The following is a 14,429-nucleotide window of genomic DNA, read 5'->3' on the forward strand; positions in this document are numbered from 1 at the left end:
TTGCCTGCGATTGGGCCGGTACAGGCGATAAATTCCGCCAGCCTGTTGCAGCGCGATCTCCCCAACGGCGTTAGAATGCGCGACTGATTTCTCCCCGGATGCCCGCGCCTTGTTGATCGAGTCCCGCCGCCGCGCCTACCTGTCCGCCATGCAAGTGGTGCACTGGCTGCCGCGCGCCGAACTGCCGTTCGCCGCGCCGTCGCGCCCGGAATTGCTGTTGCCGGTGGCACCCGTCGAGGACATCGAGTTCGACGTGCGCCCGGCGGCCTCCAGGCCAGTGCCCAGCGAAGCCCCGACGGTTCCCCAGGCGCGGACCGAGCGGCCAAAGATCGAGATCCCCCGCCCGGGCAGCACGCCGAAACCGGCCATCAAGGCGGTCGAAACCGAGCAAGAAGCCCCCGCGCCGCGCCCGGCCCCGGTACCCCCGCCACGTTTTGCGCTGCAACTGCTGCGCGCCGGCAGCTGCCTGCTGTTGGTGGAGCTGGCCACCGGCCAGCCATTCCAGAGCCGCGACCCTTCGTACCTGCTGCTCAAGGACATGCTTCGCGCCGCCGGCCTGCCGGACGCCCCGCAGATCATCGGCGAGCCGGTGCGCTGGCCGCTGCTGATGCGCGGCAACATGGACCAGGGCCCGGACGCCGCCCGTGACTTCGTCCAGGGCTTTATCGCCGCCCGCCTGGAAGAGGCGCCCAGCACGTGCCTGTGGTTGATCGGCCTGCCGGCCATTCGCTTCGCCGGCCAGGCCGACGGCGAAGCCTACTACCAAGAACTCAAGGTCGACCTGCTCGGCGATGCCTGGGCCTTGCCCGGCCTTGAACTGTTGATGGACGAGCCGCAGCGCAAGGCGGACGTCTGGAAAGCCATGCGCCAGCTGATGGCGCGCTGGAAGAGCGTTGAATGAGTGAGTCGATCAGTTTCCGCCCGATGACCGAGGCGGATCTGGATGCCGTGCTGAAGATCGAGTACGCCGCCTTTAGCCACCCCTGGACCCGCGGCATTTTCCAGGATGCGCTGAAGTCGTACGAAGTGTGGCTGATGTTCGACGGCCAGCAGCAGGTTGGCCATGGTGTGATCAACGTGATCATTGACGAGGCGCACCTGCTCAATATCACCGTCAAGCCGGAGAGCCAGGGCCGTGGCATGGGCCTGCGCCTGCTCGAGCATCTGATGGCACGGGCCTATCAGCTCAATGGTCGTGAGTGCTTCCTCGAAGTGCGCGCCAGCAACCAGTCGGCCTATCGGTTGTACGAGCGCTACGGCTTCAACGAAATCGGCCGGCGCCGCGACTATTACCCGGTGGCGGGTGGGCGTGAAGATGCATTGGTGATGGCCTGTACGCTGCTGGAAGACTGACGGGCGTGTAGCCCGTCAGGCGGGTTTGCAAATCGGGCTGAGCGCACATAGGATGAACCCCGACTACGTAGACAGCAGAAAATTTGTCGGCGGTGCTGCGTAGACCCTGGTCAGACAGGGTCATATGAAGGGAATTCGCAGGCGCATGGGTTGTTCCGCTTCAGTGCGGGAGACTTGCCTTCGAGGCCGTCCTTCCTCCGTAGTCATGAAATATTCCGAATCTTGGCCTCCGTCGCGTGATACGCCGTGACGGGGGCCAAGTACGTTTTGCCTCCCTCACTACAGACTTTCACGACGGCCACGGCGTAGTAGCTACCTGTGCCGATCATCACCTTGCGGCCCGTGTTGAACAGGATGCCTTGGGCATGCTTGGGCTTGTTGAGCCCGACCTGGCTGTAGGCGCTATAGGCGCTGACCAGAATCTGCAGCGTCTCCTGCGCTGTGCATCGGTCCTTCGTTCCCCTTGCGTGCAAAGGATGTGCGATGGCTTGTAGATCGATTCGAATACCTCGGCTCTGTGGCGTCGGCCAGCTCATTTGTTTGCAGATACGACGAATGCGGTCGAGTTGCTTGTTGGTCAGCAGGTAAGTGAACTCGGCTGCCTGTTGCGCTTGATGCAGAGAAACGCCTGCTTCCTGCAAGGCGACTACCTGGTTCAGCAATCTGCTGAACGCCTCAGCGAGGCTTTCGTCTCCCAATTGGGTAGGCGTTTTGTGCATGGCCGACTTCCTGTCGTGTGCAAAAACGAAGAAACCGGCACAAGGCCGGTTTCTTCACCCCAGTAGCCAATGAAGCGAGTCATTGCGGGGCTGTGCGGTGGACGGATTATGTCGTGTGCAAGAGAGGCATCAAAGCGCCGAATCCACCCCATTCGTTTCCAAAGGTTTACGCAAATCCCGCAAGCTGCGCGTCACTGCCCCGGTATTGCACTTGGCCGCCGCCTGCTCCGGCGTCAGCTTGCGGATGGTGCGGTAGAACAGCTCGCAGGTCTGTTTCTTCTGCGTCACCTGCCATTTGCTGGTGCAGGCATCGAGGGTGAGCTTGGCGTCGGCCTGCGGGTTGCGGCCCATACCTGCCTGCCAGCAGGCGGCAGAAAGGTCCTGGCCCATCATCTTCAAGCCGGCGGCGTCGGCCTTGTCCTGGTCGCCGTCATAGCCTTTCGGGTCGGCGGCGTACCAGATGGCGCTGGGGTGGTTGGAACCCAGTACAGGCACCTTGGCGCCACCGGCCTGCGGGGTGATGCTGACCAGCCCCAGCACGTTGACCTTCGGGCCATACTGCTGCTCGATCCAGGCGCGCACCGGCGAGCCAAAGGCGACCATGGGCAGCGCCTTGCCGTGCTTGCTGACGGTCATGTCCTTGACCATGTTCACTTGGTAGTCGTGGAAATAATCGTAGACCCCGGCCAGGGCGCCACCGGCATCGGACGGTGCGGCGATCGGGGCGATGTCGACGATGGTCTGGTAGGCCGGGGTCTGGTTGGCTTCTATGCCGTTGAAGGTCAGAAGCTCGGCCCAGCGGTCGGTGGTGTTGGACTGCAGGTAGTCCTGGAAATGAGTCAGCGAGTAATCCGGCGGGAAGTGCAGCAGCTCGATGCTGCGGCGGTTCTCCAGGGCCATCCCCAGGGGCAGGAACAGGTACCAGCTGAAGTCCCAGCCGCCTTTCTGGTTGAGCCGAGTGGCGCCCTGGTAGGCCAGCTCGCCGTTGTCGAGCAGTTTGCGCAGCGGCTCGCTGTAGCCGGCCGGCACCTCGGTGATATGGGCATGCAGCGTGTGGTTGTCGCGGGTCACTCGCACCTTGGCGTTGGCATAACCGTCGCGCTGTACGCTCTGGGTGAGGTAGTGCTCGACGGTCTGTTCCAGGGTCCAGTCGCGGTAGCAGATCACGTTGCAGTTGTTGGGGTAGGCGAACAGCCGGGTCACGCGCTGGGTATCGCCCAGGTCGATCTGCGCGTCGGCCAGGGCCAGGCCGCTGAAGGCGAGGGCGGCCAGGCCCGAGAGTGCAATCTTGTGCATGCTTAACTCCATGTCAGTGGCCGCCAGGACGGCGGGCGCGCCCATGGTGGATGAAGAGGTGGGGGAATGAAAAGCGGCAGAGCATGGCTACTGGCCATCGGCTTGCTCGGTGCGGGCGCAGCCCAGGCGGACGAGCGCGATGTGTGGATGTTTGCCCAATGGGCCGGGGATCACGAGAACCGCAGGTTCCGGGAAATGCTGGTGGATGCGCGGCTCTACGGGGTGGTGCCGATCCACCAGTTGCTGCGTTCGGCATCGGACTGGCGTCAGTGCCGGGCGTCGCCGTTCGCGGTACCGCCGCCCAGCCACTGGCCAGCGGTGCGCTCGACCCTGACACTGCTCAAGACGCTTAACGAGCAGGGCGCCCTGCGGCAGTTCGAGGTGGTATCGGCCTATCGCGATCCCGCCCTGAATGCCTGCGCGGGTGGTGCGCCCAGCAGTGCGCACATGCGCGCCTTCGCCGTCGACCTGCTGCTGCCGGCCTGGGCCGATCCCAACCCGCTGTGCGGCTTCTGGCAGCAGCATGGTCAGGCCTGGAACATGGGGCTGGGGCGCTACCCGTCAGGGCGTATCCATATCGATACCGCCGGCTACCGCACCTGGGGCGGCGATGGCAGTTCCGGCTCGTCGTTCTGCACCAGGCCCAGATGAGCCAGGCAGGCCTGGCATTGCGCGCTGACCCACTCGGCGAAACGCTGGCGCTTGCCACCCTCGTCCAGCGGCTGCGGGCTTAGCAGGTGATAGCTGGAACCATCGCGCAGGAAGCCGAACGGCGCCTGCAACTGGCCGCTGTCCAGCTCGTCGCGGACCATCAAGGCAGAGGCCATGGCCAGCCCCAGGCCGGCGCTGGCGGCCTGGATCGACAGGTAGAAATGTTCGAAATCACTGCGTTCGCGCTGCTCGATGGCCTGGCCACTCAGGCGTAGCCAGGTTGGCCAGGCACTGAGGCGGGTGGCGCTGTGCAGCAGGCGCGGGCTCCTGCTGCCCGGCGCACCGACCGGGCCGATCCACTCATCGCAGATCTTCACGCTGTGCAACTGGCGGTCCCAGGTGAAGTCGTCGCGCCTGAGTGCCAGGTCCACACCGCTGCGGGCAAAGTCCAGCGGGCCACCAGCGGCCACCAGGTGCAGTTGCAGGTCAGGGTGGGCGGCGTGAAAAAGCGGCAGGCGAGGGATCAGCCAGCGCATGGCGATGGTCGGCTCGCAGGACACGACCAGCACATTGTCGGGCGGCTGTTGTTGCAGGCGCTGCACCGTGGCCTGCAACTGGTCGAAGATCGCCTGGGTGGTGCTGTGCAGTTCGCGGCCGGCGTGGGTCAGGAAGATCGCCCGGTTGCGCCGCTCGAACAGTTCCATCCCGAGGCTTTCTTCCAGCAAGCGTATCTGGCGGCTGACGGCACCGTGGGTGACGTGCAGCTGTTCGGCGGCGCGCACGAAGCTTTCGGTGCGGGCGGCAACGTCGAAATATCGGAAGGCGGTGAGTGGGGGTAGTTTCATGGTCGGTCCCACGGGAATGAGTGATCGTTGTGGGAGCCGGCTTGCCGGCGATAGGGTCCGTGATGCTAGCGCTGATATGTGATGAAAACTATCAGATCAACGCCACTATAAATCGATTTTTACCAGTTTTTATCGCCTGGATAATCCAGCTTTCAGTGAATTTGCATCGAGGATTATCGTGAGCGAACTTCTAGCCATTGCCCTGTTCACCATCTTGGCCGTCATCAGCCCAGGCGCCGACTTCGCCATGGTCACCCGCAGCAGTTATGCACAGGGTCGCAAGGCCGGCCTGGCCGCTGCCGTGGGTATCGCCTTGGGGGTGCAGGTGCATGTGCTGTACACCGTGTTCGGTATTGCGGTGATCATCAGTCAGAGTCCAGGGCTGTTCCTGGCGATGAAGGGGGTGGGGGCGGGTTACTTGATCTACCTCGGCTACAAGTCCCTGACCAACACCTCGCGCATCACCCTCGATGGCCTGGCGCATGGCGAGACAAGCGTGGCGACCGCGCTGCGCACAGGCTTTTTGATCAACGCCCTGAACCCCAAGACCATGCTCTTCGTGATCAGCGCCTACACCCAGGTGGTGCAGCCGGGAACCCCGCTGGCGCTGGACTTCGCCTATGGCGCGTTCATGTCGTTCGCCCACTGGCTGTGGTTCAGCCTGGTGGCGGTGTTCTTTTCCAGCAGCAGCTTGCGCCGGGCGATGATCGAGCGGCAGGTGATGGTGGATCGGGTGATTGGCGTGGCCTTGATCGGCCTGGGGTTGGCCGTCGCGGTGGCGGGGGTGCGATAACGGGTTTTTCGCAGGCAAAGAAAAAGGGCTTATCTTTCGATAAGCCCTTTTAAAAGGTGGTGGCTACACAGGGACTTGAACCCCGGACCCCAGCATTATGAATGCTATGCTCTAACCAACTGAGCTATGTAGCCAACTTGGCGCGCATTATTAGCGTGAATCGCGATCCTGTCAACAACGTTTTCAAAAAAAATTGCCAACCTTTCAAAAACTTAGCCGGGGAGCGTGCTTCAGCGGACGATCAAGCCTTGCCCGAGTACGTTGTACAGGCGCAGTTGCTGGTCGCGGGCGAGAAGTTCAAGGCCCTGCGCGGGGTGGTCGAGGTCGAAATCGCCGCTGACGCGCCGGTAGCCAACCTGTTCGTCGAGTAGCCACAACCGCTGCCCCTGATAAGCCGCCAGGCGCTCCAGCACTTCGGCCAGGGGCCGATCGCTGACCTGCAGGCGGCCAGTGCGCCAGGCATCTGCTGCCTTGCCGTCGATCTTTTCCACAGGGTTGAGGTGGCTGTCAGTGAAGGTCACCCGCTCACCGGCGCTGACTAGGCGCTGGTCGCCCCCCTGCAGCACGGCAGCCTTGCCGTTTAGCACTTGCAGCTCATCATGGTCACCGAAGCGGGTGATCAATAAACGCGTGCCGAACACCTGGATGCGCGTGTCATCGACCTGCACTTCCATGGCCCGGCCATCGAGCATCACTTCCAGGTAGACCTGCCCCTGCACCAGATGCAGCAGGCGGGTGCGGCCGCGCAGGTCGACATTCATGGCGCTGGCGCCGTCCAGGTGCAGGGTCGAGCCGTCGGCCAGGCGCACGCTGCGGCGCTCGCCACCGTCGGTGTGCAGTTCGCTGCTCAAGCGTTGCAGCAGGGGCCAGTAGAGGTAGGCCAAGGCGGCCAGTGCGCTGAGGAATACCAGTGCCAGCCACAGCCCGGCCCGGTTGCGGCGCACTTTGGCGACCCGTGGCCTTGGCCGCGCTGGCGGTGCCTGCAACTGTTGCCAATAGGCCTCCAGTTGAGCATAGGCCCGGGCGTTGAGCGGCTCCTGGCACCAGGCGGCGAAGGCCTGGCGCAGCGCCTCGTCGCAACCGGGCTGGCGCAGGCGGGAGAACCATTCCAAGGCTTCCTGCTCGGGGTCGGGTTGGGGCTGCAAGGCGGGCATCGGGCTCATGGGATCGTTCTGCTCGCAAGGGCGGGGCGTTGTACCCAGCGTCTACGGGGGAGAGCCAATGATGCTAAATATATTGAGAACCATTTGCAAGTACGCAGGTGTGAGCGGTATCTGCCGTCTGTTCCGGGTGAGGAGGGCCTTGCGTCAGCCAGTCCTGTCTTCGCCGTGCCTGCATGGCCAGCAAGCCAGCGCCAATAGAAGAAGCAAAATAAAAAGCTAGCTTCGTATCTATTTGTTTCACGATAATCGGATCCCAACCTGCGGACGGAAATCCAGCCCATGGCCATCAGCAGCACCCAGACCTCCAGCACCAGCAGCACGGCCAGCCAGGCCAACCCGCTGGTGATGCGCATCATCACCTTCTGCGCCCTGGCGCACCTGATCAACGACCTGATCCAGTCGGTGTTGCCGTCGATCTATCCGATGCTCAAGGCCAACTACGACCTGAGCTTCGCCCAGATCGGCCTGATCACCCTGACCTTCCAGATCACCGCCTCGCTGTTGCAACCCTGGGTGGGCTTCTTCACCGACAAGCGGCCGACACCGAACCTGCTGCCACTCGGCACCCTGTGCACCCTGGTGGGCATTGTGATGCTGGCGTTCGTCGGTAGTTTCCCCATGATCCTGCTGGCCTCGGCGCTGGTGGGCATCGGTTCGTCGACCTTCCACCCGGAAACCTCGCGCATCGCCCGCCTGGCTTCGGGGGGGCGTTTCGGCCTGGCGCAATCGACGTTCCAGGTTGGTGGCAACGCTGGTTCCGCCTTCGGGCCATTGCTGGCGGCGGCCATCGTCATTCCGTTCGGCCAAAGTCATGTGGCCTGGTTTGGCGTGGCGGGGCTGCTGTTCTTCGCGGTCACCCTGATGCTGCGCGGCTGGTACAAGGAACACCTGAACCAGGCCAAGGCCCGCAAGGCGGTGCAGGCCACCCACGGCATTTCGCGCCAGCGGGTGATCCTGGCGTTGGTGGTACTGGGGCTGCTGGTGTTCTCCAAGTACTTCTACATGTCCAGTTTCACCAGCTACTTCACTTTCTACCTTATCGAGAAGTTCCAGCTGTCGGTGGCCAGCTCCCAGCTGCACCTGTTCCTGTTCCTTGGCGCGGTGGCCGCCGGCACCTTCTTCGGTGGGCCAATCGGCGACCGCATCGGGCGCAAGGCGGTGATCTGGTTCTCGATCCTGGGCGTAGCGCCGTTCACCCTGGTGCTGCCTTATGCCGACCTGTTCTGGACCACTGTGCTCAGTGTGGTGATCGGCTTCATCCTCGCCTCTGCGTTCTCGGCCATCGTGGTGTATGCCCAAGAGCTGGTGCCGGGCAACGTGGGGATGATCGCCGGGATCTTCTTCGGCCTGATGTTCGGTTTCGGCGGGATTGGCGCGGCGCTGCTGGGGTATGTGGCTGACCTGCGCGGGATTGAGTACGTGTATGGGGTTTGCTCGTACCTGCCATTGTTCGGTTTGCTGGCGGTGTTCCTGCCGTCCACCGGTAAACGCTGAGTTCGTTGCCACGATCGATGTGGGAGCGGGCTTGCCCGCGAAGCAACCACCGCGCTGGCTGGCACCGGCTGCGCCGGTGTTCGCGGGCAAGTCGCAGCGGCGAACCGCCGCTCCCACATCGATCGCGTAGGCTTTTTAGAATCTGAGCAAGACAATTGCTCCCACAGGGTTTGTGCGAACCCTGTGGGAGCTTGCCGGAGCGTAGCCCCGGCGTTGACTACTTCATCCACCTTGGCCTAGAGTGCCGCCTCCTTTCATTTACCTGCGTAGTTCCCGTGATGCGCCGTACCGATGTCTTGTGCTCCCCCCGCCAGCCTGTCGCCCCGACAGCGCGCCGCGCGTGGCCGAGCGACACGGTGCTCAAGCGTCGGCGCAGCGTGCTGTTCGCCTTCACCTTCTCGCCACACCTTGCCCTGAACTGATTCGCGCCCCTGCGTTTCGCGCCTTCCCGGCGTGATGGCGGGCGTTTTGCGTTCGAACATCTTTCAGCGGAATTTCCAGCCGGCCAGGGCCAGAGCCCCTGCGCGCCGGTTTGCAAGGAGTGGTACATGAACATGCGTTTGCTGGCGGGCCTGTTGTTCGCCGTGTCGGTGGTCGGTTTCAGCCTCGGGGCGAGCCTGCCGCTGGTGTCGTTGCGCCTACACGAGGGCGGGGCGGGGACACTGGAAATCGGCATCATCTCGGCGATCCCCGCTGCGGGCATGATGCTCTCGGCCTTCATGGTCGACGCCTGCTGCAAGCACCTGACCCGGCGCACCATCTACCTGCTCAGCTTCAGCCTGTGCACCCTGAGCATCGCCCTGCTGGAGTGGGCGTTCGACTCGATGCTGTGGTTGGCGCTGCTGCGCCTGGGCCTGGGGATCGGCATGGGGATCGCGATCATTCTCGGCGAGTCGTGGGTCAACGAGCTGTGCCCGGACCACAACCGCGGCAAGATCATGGCCCTGTACGCCACCAGCTTCACCGGCTTCCAGGTGCTGGGCCCGGCGCTGCTGGCACTGCTCGGCGCCGACAGCCCGTGGCTCACCTACATCGTCACCGCCTGCTATGGCCTGGCCCTGCTGTGCATCCTGTTTACCGTGCCCAACGACCATGTCGAGCACGAAGAGGGCGAGAAGAGCTTTGGCCTGGCCGGCTTCTTCCGCGTCGCCCCGGCGCTGTGCGTGGCGGTGCTGTTCTTTTCGTTCTTCGATGCCGTGGTGCTGTCGCTGCTGCCGGTGTATGCCAGCAGCCACGGTTTTGCCGTGGGTGTGGCGGCGCTGATGGTGACCGTGGTGTTCGCCGGCGACATGATCTTCCAGCTGCCGCTGGGCTGGCTGGCCGACCGGGTCGAACGCACCGGGCTGCACCTGGTGTGCGGGCTGGTGGCGATGGGCATCGGTATCGCCCTGCCGTGGCTGCTGCAGATGACCTGGCTGCTATGGCCGCTGCTGGTGGTGCTGGGCGCGGTGGCAGGGGGGATCTACACCCTGGCGCTGGTGCTGATCGGGCAGCGCTTCAAGGGCCAGGACCTGGTCACGGCCAATGCCAGCGTCGGCCTGTTGTGGGGTGTGGGCAGCCTGATCGGGCCACTGATCAGTGGCGCGGCGATGGATGTGGCGCCCCATGGGTTGCCGATGGCGTTGGCGTTGATGGCGGGGTTGTTCGTGTGTTTTGCGCGGCAGGCTTACAAGCGAGTGGGGCGGTTGCAGGCTGTGGCGGACTGATCCTCTTGTGCCGGCTTCTTCGCGGCTGAAGCCGCTCCCACAGGTTGTGTGCAGGCATTGTGGAAGCAACTGTCTTGCTCAGGTTTCTGTAGGAGCGGCCTTGCCGGAGCGCCGGACCGGCCGGAAAGGGCCGCAAAGCGGCCCCGGCAGTCTTTAAGCGTACTTGAAATCCTGGGGCTGCTCCGCAGCCCTTTCGCGGCACAAGGCCGCTCCTACAGGTGACGTGCAAACTCCAGGGCGGGAGCTTTAGCCGCGAATACGATCGCTCAGACGGCCGAAATCAGAAGGTCCCGCGCAGGGTCACCGACACATTGCGCGGATCACCCCAGTAGTACCCGGTCGGCGTCGGTGCCACCTGGCGGTAGTACTTCTTGTCGAAGATATTGTTGGCGTTCAACTGCAGCGAATAGTTGTCGTTGAAGCGGTAGTTGACCATCGCGTTGTACACCGCATACCCCGACTGCGACGCCTCGGCAGTGCCGCTGCGGTTATAGATATCGCTCTGCGCCTGCACCCCGCCCCCTACGGTCCAGGCCTGCAACTCGCCTGGCAGGCGGTAGCTGGTGAACAGGCGCAGCAGGCGCTTGGGGTCGGTGGTGCGGATCGGGTTGCCGTTGTTGCCGGTGGTGTCCTTCAGGTACTCGGTGGTGTTGTAGGTGTAGCCACCGCTGACATTCCAGCCCGGCAGCACCTCGCCGGAAATTTCCAGCTCGAAGCCCTGGCTGCGGTTCTTGCCCGCCGCCACCTTGCAGTAGCCGCTGGTGTAGTTGGGCAGGCACGGGTTGGGGCCGCTGATGTCGTCCAGCGCATTGCCCACCTGGTAGATGCGGAAGAATGCCAGCGACGTGTTCAGCCGCCCATCGTAGAACTCGCCCTTGATCCCGGTTTCGTAGGCCTCGCCGGTGACCGGTTCGAGCACCGAGCCTGCGGCATCGGTGTTGGTCTGCGGGTTGAAGATCTCGGTGTAGCTGGCGTAGGTGCTGAAGTTTTCGTTCAAGTCATAGATCAGCGCCGCATACGGCACGATCTCGTTGTCGACGCTGAACTTGCCGTTGGCCTTGGTGTTGTTCTCCTGCTCGTAGTCGTACCAGTTGGCGCGGGCGCCGATGATCGCGGTGAGCGGGTCGGCCAGGGAAATGCGCCAGGTGGCGTAGGCACCTTCCTGGGTGGTGCGGGTGCGCACCGGGTGGGCGGTGATGTTGATGTCCGGGTTGGCCAGGCTGGTCTTCGGGTCCCAGGTGCGGATGTCGAACAGGCCAGAGGTGACGAAGTTGGTGGCCGAGGCATAGGAGTCGTTGCGGATGCGCTCGACGCCCAGCATCAGCTCGTGGCTGCGCCCCAGCAGCTCGAACGGGCCGTTGAGGGTGGCGCTGAGGTTGTTCTGCAGGCTCTCGCCACCATCGCCCTCGGTGACCTGGTAGTTCATCAGGTAAGGGTTGTTGGTCGGGTTGGCCCTGCCGGTGGCGCGGGTGAAGTAGGTCTGCTTGAAGCCGTTGTCGTCGAGCTCGAAGTGGGTGCGCTGGGCCATCAGCTTGAGGGTCCAGTCATTGTCGAAGCGGTGCTCGAGCTCGGCGAAGGTTTGCAGGTTGCTGCGGTTCCAACGGTTCCAGTCGGCACCCAGGTAGGTGCTGCGGCCGAAGGGCAGGGGCGAGCCGTCGTAGTTGGCGGGCAGGTTGCCCCAGGCGCCCGTGGCGTCCAGCTGGGTCCATTCAAGGCCGGTTGTGAGGGTGGTGCTGTCGCTCAGGTCGAACGCCATCACACCGTACAGCACATCCTTGCGCTCCTGGCGCGATTCCTGGAAGTGGTCCTTCTCGTCGTGCACCGCGATCACCCGGCCGCGCACGTTGCCGGTTTCGGTCAGCGGCCCGGAAATGTCCGCCACATAGCGCTGGGCATCCCAGGTGCCCAGGGTGACGCTGCCTTCGCCCTGGAACTCATAGGTGGGGCGTTTGCGCACCAGGTTCACCGTGCCCGATGGGTTGCCGGCGCCGCGCAACATGCCGGTGGCGCCACGCAGGATTTCGGCGCGGTCGATGATCGCCGAGTCGCTCTGGATGAACGAGCCGCCGCCACTGCTCTGCACCACGGTAGCGCCGTCGTACTGGATCGCGTCGATCTGGTAGCCGCGCGAGTAGTACTGCACCCGCTCGCTGTCGGTGAGGTTCACCACCACGCCGGGGGTCTGCTCCAGCAGGTTGGTGAGGTTGGTGATGTTCTGGTCGTCGATGCGCTGGCGGGTGACCACGGTCACCGACTGCGGGGTGTGACGCAGGCTTTGCGGGGTCTTGCCGATGGTGACCGCGCCGGTGGTATAGGAGCCGCTGTGCTCGGTGGTCTCGCCCAGGCGATTGCTGGAAATGCTGGTGGCGCCCAGTTGCAGTGCGTCGCCGGTATCGAGGGCGGGGATCAGCAGGAAGCTCTTGTCACTTTCCTGCTGCACCTGCACATCGCTGCCCTGGAGCAGCCGTTGCAGGGCCTGGGTGCTGTCGTAGTGGCCGTGCACACCCTGGGTGGTCTTGCCCTTCAGGCTACCCGCGTCGAACGACAGGTTCAGGCCGCCCTGGCGGGCCATCTGGTCCAGCGCGGCGGCCAGTGGGCCGGCCGGGATATCCCAGTCGCGCTGCTGGCCCTGGCTGGCGGGGGCAGCGTTGGCCGGCACAGCCAGCAGGCTGGTGGTGGCCAGGCCCAGGCCAAGCACGGCGGCGCGCACGGCATTGCGCAGGCTGTCGTTGCGGGGGGAACACGGGTGAATCATGGACCGCTCCTGAAGGAAAAGATGACCAGATTTGAGGCTTCAATTCCTACAGGTCGAACGAGAATGAGATTCCACCTCATTTATTTTCACGTTTTTTTCACGCCGCCCCGATGCTCACCCAGTAACGCGTGCGGTAGTCGATGCGCACCGGCAGGCTGCGGGCGAGCAGCAGCAGGATCTGGTCGGTGTCGGCCAGCTGGTAGGTGCCGGATACCTTCAGCCCGGCCACGTCCGGGGCGCAACGCAACAAGCCCGGGCGATAGCGCGACAGTTCGTCGACGAACTCGCCGAGCGGCATCTGCTGCACGCTGAGCACGCCATCGGTCCAGCCCCAAGGGTCGCCATGCAAGCGGGCAGGTTGATAGTCGCCTGAGCTGGACACCTGCAAGACGTCACCGGGCTTGATCCGGTGCGCAGCAGCCGAGGCGGGGAACAGCGTCACCTCGCCCCGGCGCACCGCCAGCAGCAGGCCCTGGGCGTTCTCCCGCAGTAGCAACTGGGCACCCTGGGTGCTCAGCGGGCCGACGCGGGTGTCGATGCTGAAGGGGCGGTTGTCATTGGCATTGGCGTCCAGGCTGACTTCGCCGCGCAGCAGGGTCAGCCTGCGCAAGTCGGCGCTGTAGCGCAGGTCGATGGCACTGGCGGTGTTGAGGCGGATCTGGCTGCCGTCGTTGCCCAGCAGCTCGCGACGTTCACCGGTGGCTGTGCGGTTGTCGGCCATCAAGGCCGGCAGGCCCAGTGGCTCGCGGGCGATCCAGCCGGCAGTGCCCGTGATGGCAAGCACTGAGAGCAGCTTTAGGTGGTCACGCCGGCTCATGCGTTGGCGCTCGCTGCCCGCCAGCGTGCGCCGGCTCAGTTCGGCAGGCAGGCTGGCCAGTTCGTCGCCGAGGCTGCTGACCCGCTGCCAGGCCTCGGCATGCTGCGGGTGGCTGGCCAGCCAGCGTTGGAACTGCTGCTCGGTGCGTGGGCCGGGGCTGTCGTAGCGCAGCTTCACCAGCCATTCGATGGCCTGGTCGACCTGGGCCTGGGTAGGCCGCTGTTCAGGCGTCGGCATAGCGCAACCGGTAGCAGACGCCCAGGGCCTTGGCCAGGTCGCGCTCGACGGTGGCCCGCGACACGTCCAGGCGCAGGGCGATCTGGGCGAGAGGCAGGCCGTCGAGCTGGGCCATCAGGAAGGCTTGGCGGGCGCGTGGTTTGAGGCGATGCAGGGCGTCGTCCAGGCGTTCGAGGGTGTCGAGGATGACCAGGCGCTGCTCTTCGCTGGGCGCTTCCTGCTCAGGCAGGCTGGCCAGGCTTTCGAGGTAGGCCTTTTCCAGGGCGCGGCGGCGGAACTGGTCGATCATCAGGCCGCGGGCGATGCTGCTCAGGTAGGCGCGGGGTTCCTTGAGCGGCGAAACCTGGCGGGCCTTGAGCAGGCGCACGAAGGTGTCCTGGGCCAGGTCGGCGGCATTCTCCCGGCAGCCCATGCGGGCGTTGAGCCAGCTGCGCAACCAACGGTGATGGGCTTGGTAGAGCAGATCGACCTCGGCCGGTTTCAGCGTGTCATCGAGCTGCATCGTCTGGAGAGCCTTACGGGTTGAATGTGATTGTTAATTGTTCTCAATTCTATGTAAGGCGATGCTGTCAAATCAATGGTATACCAGCGACTCATTGC

Annotated in this window: 13 protein-coding genes and 1 tRNA gene; 6 read left to right on the forward strand and 8 right to left on the reverse strand. The window is 64.2% G+C overall.

Features of this window, described 5'->3' with window-relative positions; translation table 11 throughout:
* Positions 1-109: 109 nt before the first annotated feature.
* Both IX761_RS12240 and rimI read left to right on the forward strand, forming a co-directional pair.
* The gene (locus IX761_RS12240) at positions 110-901 is read left to right on the forward strand and encodes an energy transducer TonB (RefSeq protein WP_194789851.1); all 792 of its coding nucleotides are present in this window, start codon (positions 110-112) and stop codon (positions 899-901) included.
* Positions 898-1,353, forward strand: a complete 456-nt coding sequence (gene rimI / locus IX761_RS12245) for a ribosomal protein S18-alanine N-acetyltransferase (protein ID WP_110996186.1) — start codon at positions 898-900, stop codon at positions 1,351-1,353. Before IX761_RS12240 ends, rimI begins: the two co-directional genes overlap by 4 nt.
* A gap of 203 nt (positions 1,354-1,556) precedes the next feature.
* Here rimI and IX761_RS12250 read toward each other — a convergent pair whose 3' ends face one another.
* Both IX761_RS12250 and IX761_RS12255 read right to left on the reverse strand, forming a co-directional pair.
* The gene (locus IX761_RS12250) at positions 1,557-2,072 is read right to left on the reverse strand and encodes a hypothetical protein (RefSeq protein WP_194789852.1); all 516 of its coding nucleotides are present in this window, start codon (positions 2,070-2,072) and stop codon (positions 1,557-1,559) included.
* Between the two features lie 129 nt (positions 2,073-2,201).
* Positions 2,202-3,368 carry a hypothetical protein gene (locus IX761_RS12255; RefSeq protein WP_194789853.1) on the reverse strand — a complete coding sequence of 389 codons (1,167 nt, stop codon included), beginning with the start codon at positions 3,366-3,368 and terminating at the stop codon, positions 2,202-2,204.
* Between the two features lie 66 nt (positions 3,369-3,434).
* On the opposite strand from IX761_RS12255, the gene IX761_RS12260 reads away from it, so the two are divergent.
* Complete coding sequence (locus tag IX761_RS12260) at positions 3,435-4,019, forward strand: D-Ala-D-Ala carboxypeptidase family metallohydrolase (RefSeq protein ID WP_194789854.1); 585 nt, start codon at positions 3,435-3,437, stop codon at positions 4,017-4,019.
* Here the strand turns inward: IX761_RS12260 and IX761_RS12265 are convergent.
* Positions 3,959-4,864 carry a LysR substrate-binding domain-containing protein gene (locus IX761_RS12265; RefSeq protein ID WP_194789855.1) on the reverse strand — a complete coding sequence of 302 codons (906 nt, stop codon included), beginning with the start codon at positions 4,862-4,864 and terminating at the stop codon, positions 3,959-3,961. The genes IX761_RS12260 and IX761_RS12265 overlap by 61 nt on opposite strands.
* Before the next feature lie 178 nt (positions 4,865-5,042).
* On the opposite strand from IX761_RS12265, the gene IX761_RS12270 reads away from it, so the two are divergent.
* Positions 5,043-5,657, forward strand: coding sequence for a LysE family translocator (locus IX761_RS12270; protein ID WP_194789856.1), 615 nt, complete (start codon positions 5,043-5,045; stop codon positions 5,655-5,657).
* 57 nt (positions 5,658-5,714) lie between these two features.
* On the opposite strand, the gene IX761_RS12275 is transcribed toward IX761_RS12270, so the two are convergent.
* A tRNA-Met gene (locus IX761_RS12275) sits at positions 5,715-5,791 on the reverse strand.
* 96 nt (positions 5,792-5,887) lie between these two features.
* On the reverse strand, positions 5,888-6,820 hold the full coding sequence (locus IX761_RS12280; RefSeq protein WP_228533490.1) for a FecR family protein: 933 nt from the start codon (positions 6,818-6,820) through the stop codon (positions 5,888-5,890).
* A 279-nt stretch (positions 6,821-7,099) separates the two neighbouring features.
* Between IX761_RS12280 and IX761_RS12285 the strand changes: the two genes are divergently transcribed.
* Positions 7,100-8,314 (forward strand): MFS transporter, encoded by a 1,215-nt coding sequence (locus IX761_RS12285; protein WP_194789857.1) that lies wholly within the window; start codon positions 7,100-7,102, stop codon positions 8,312-8,314.
* A gap of 548 nt (positions 8,315-8,862) precedes the next feature.
* Positions 8,863-10,020 (forward strand): MFS transporter, encoded by a 1,158-nt coding sequence (locus tag IX761_RS12290; RefSeq protein WP_194789858.1) that lies wholly within the window; start codon positions 8,863-8,865, stop codon positions 10,018-10,020.
* A gap of 280 nt (positions 10,021-10,300) precedes the next feature.
* On the opposite strand, the gene IX761_RS12295 is transcribed toward IX761_RS12290, so the two are convergent.
* From IX761_RS12295 to IX761_RS12305, 3 genes are all read right to left on the reverse strand, one after another.
* A complete protein-coding gene (locus IX761_RS12295; protein ID WP_194789859.1) occupies positions 10,301-12,775 on the reverse strand; it encodes a TonB-dependent siderophore receptor in 2,475 nt (824 codons plus the stop codon).
* 97 nt (positions 12,776-12,872) lie between these two features.
* On the reverse strand, positions 12,873-13,829 hold the full coding sequence (locus tag IX761_RS12300; RefSeq protein ID WP_194789860.1) for a FecR domain-containing protein: 957 nt from the start codon (positions 13,827-13,829) through the stop codon (positions 12,873-12,875).
* The gene (locus IX761_RS12305) at positions 13,816-14,331 is read right to left on the reverse strand and encodes a sigma-70 family RNA polymerase sigma factor (RefSeq protein ID WP_194789861.1); all 516 of its coding nucleotides are present in this window, start codon (positions 14,329-14,331) and stop codon (positions 13,816-13,818) included. Before IX761_RS12305 ends, IX761_RS12300 begins: the two co-directional genes overlap by 14 nt.
* Between the last annotated feature and the right edge of the window lie 98 nt (positions 14,332-14,429).

This window comes from Pseudomonas sp. UFMG81 (assembly GCF_015354575.1).
In the GTDB taxonomy this organism is placed as follows: domain Bacteria; phylum Pseudomonadota; class Gammaproteobacteria; order Pseudomonadales; family Pseudomonadaceae; genus Aquipseudomonas.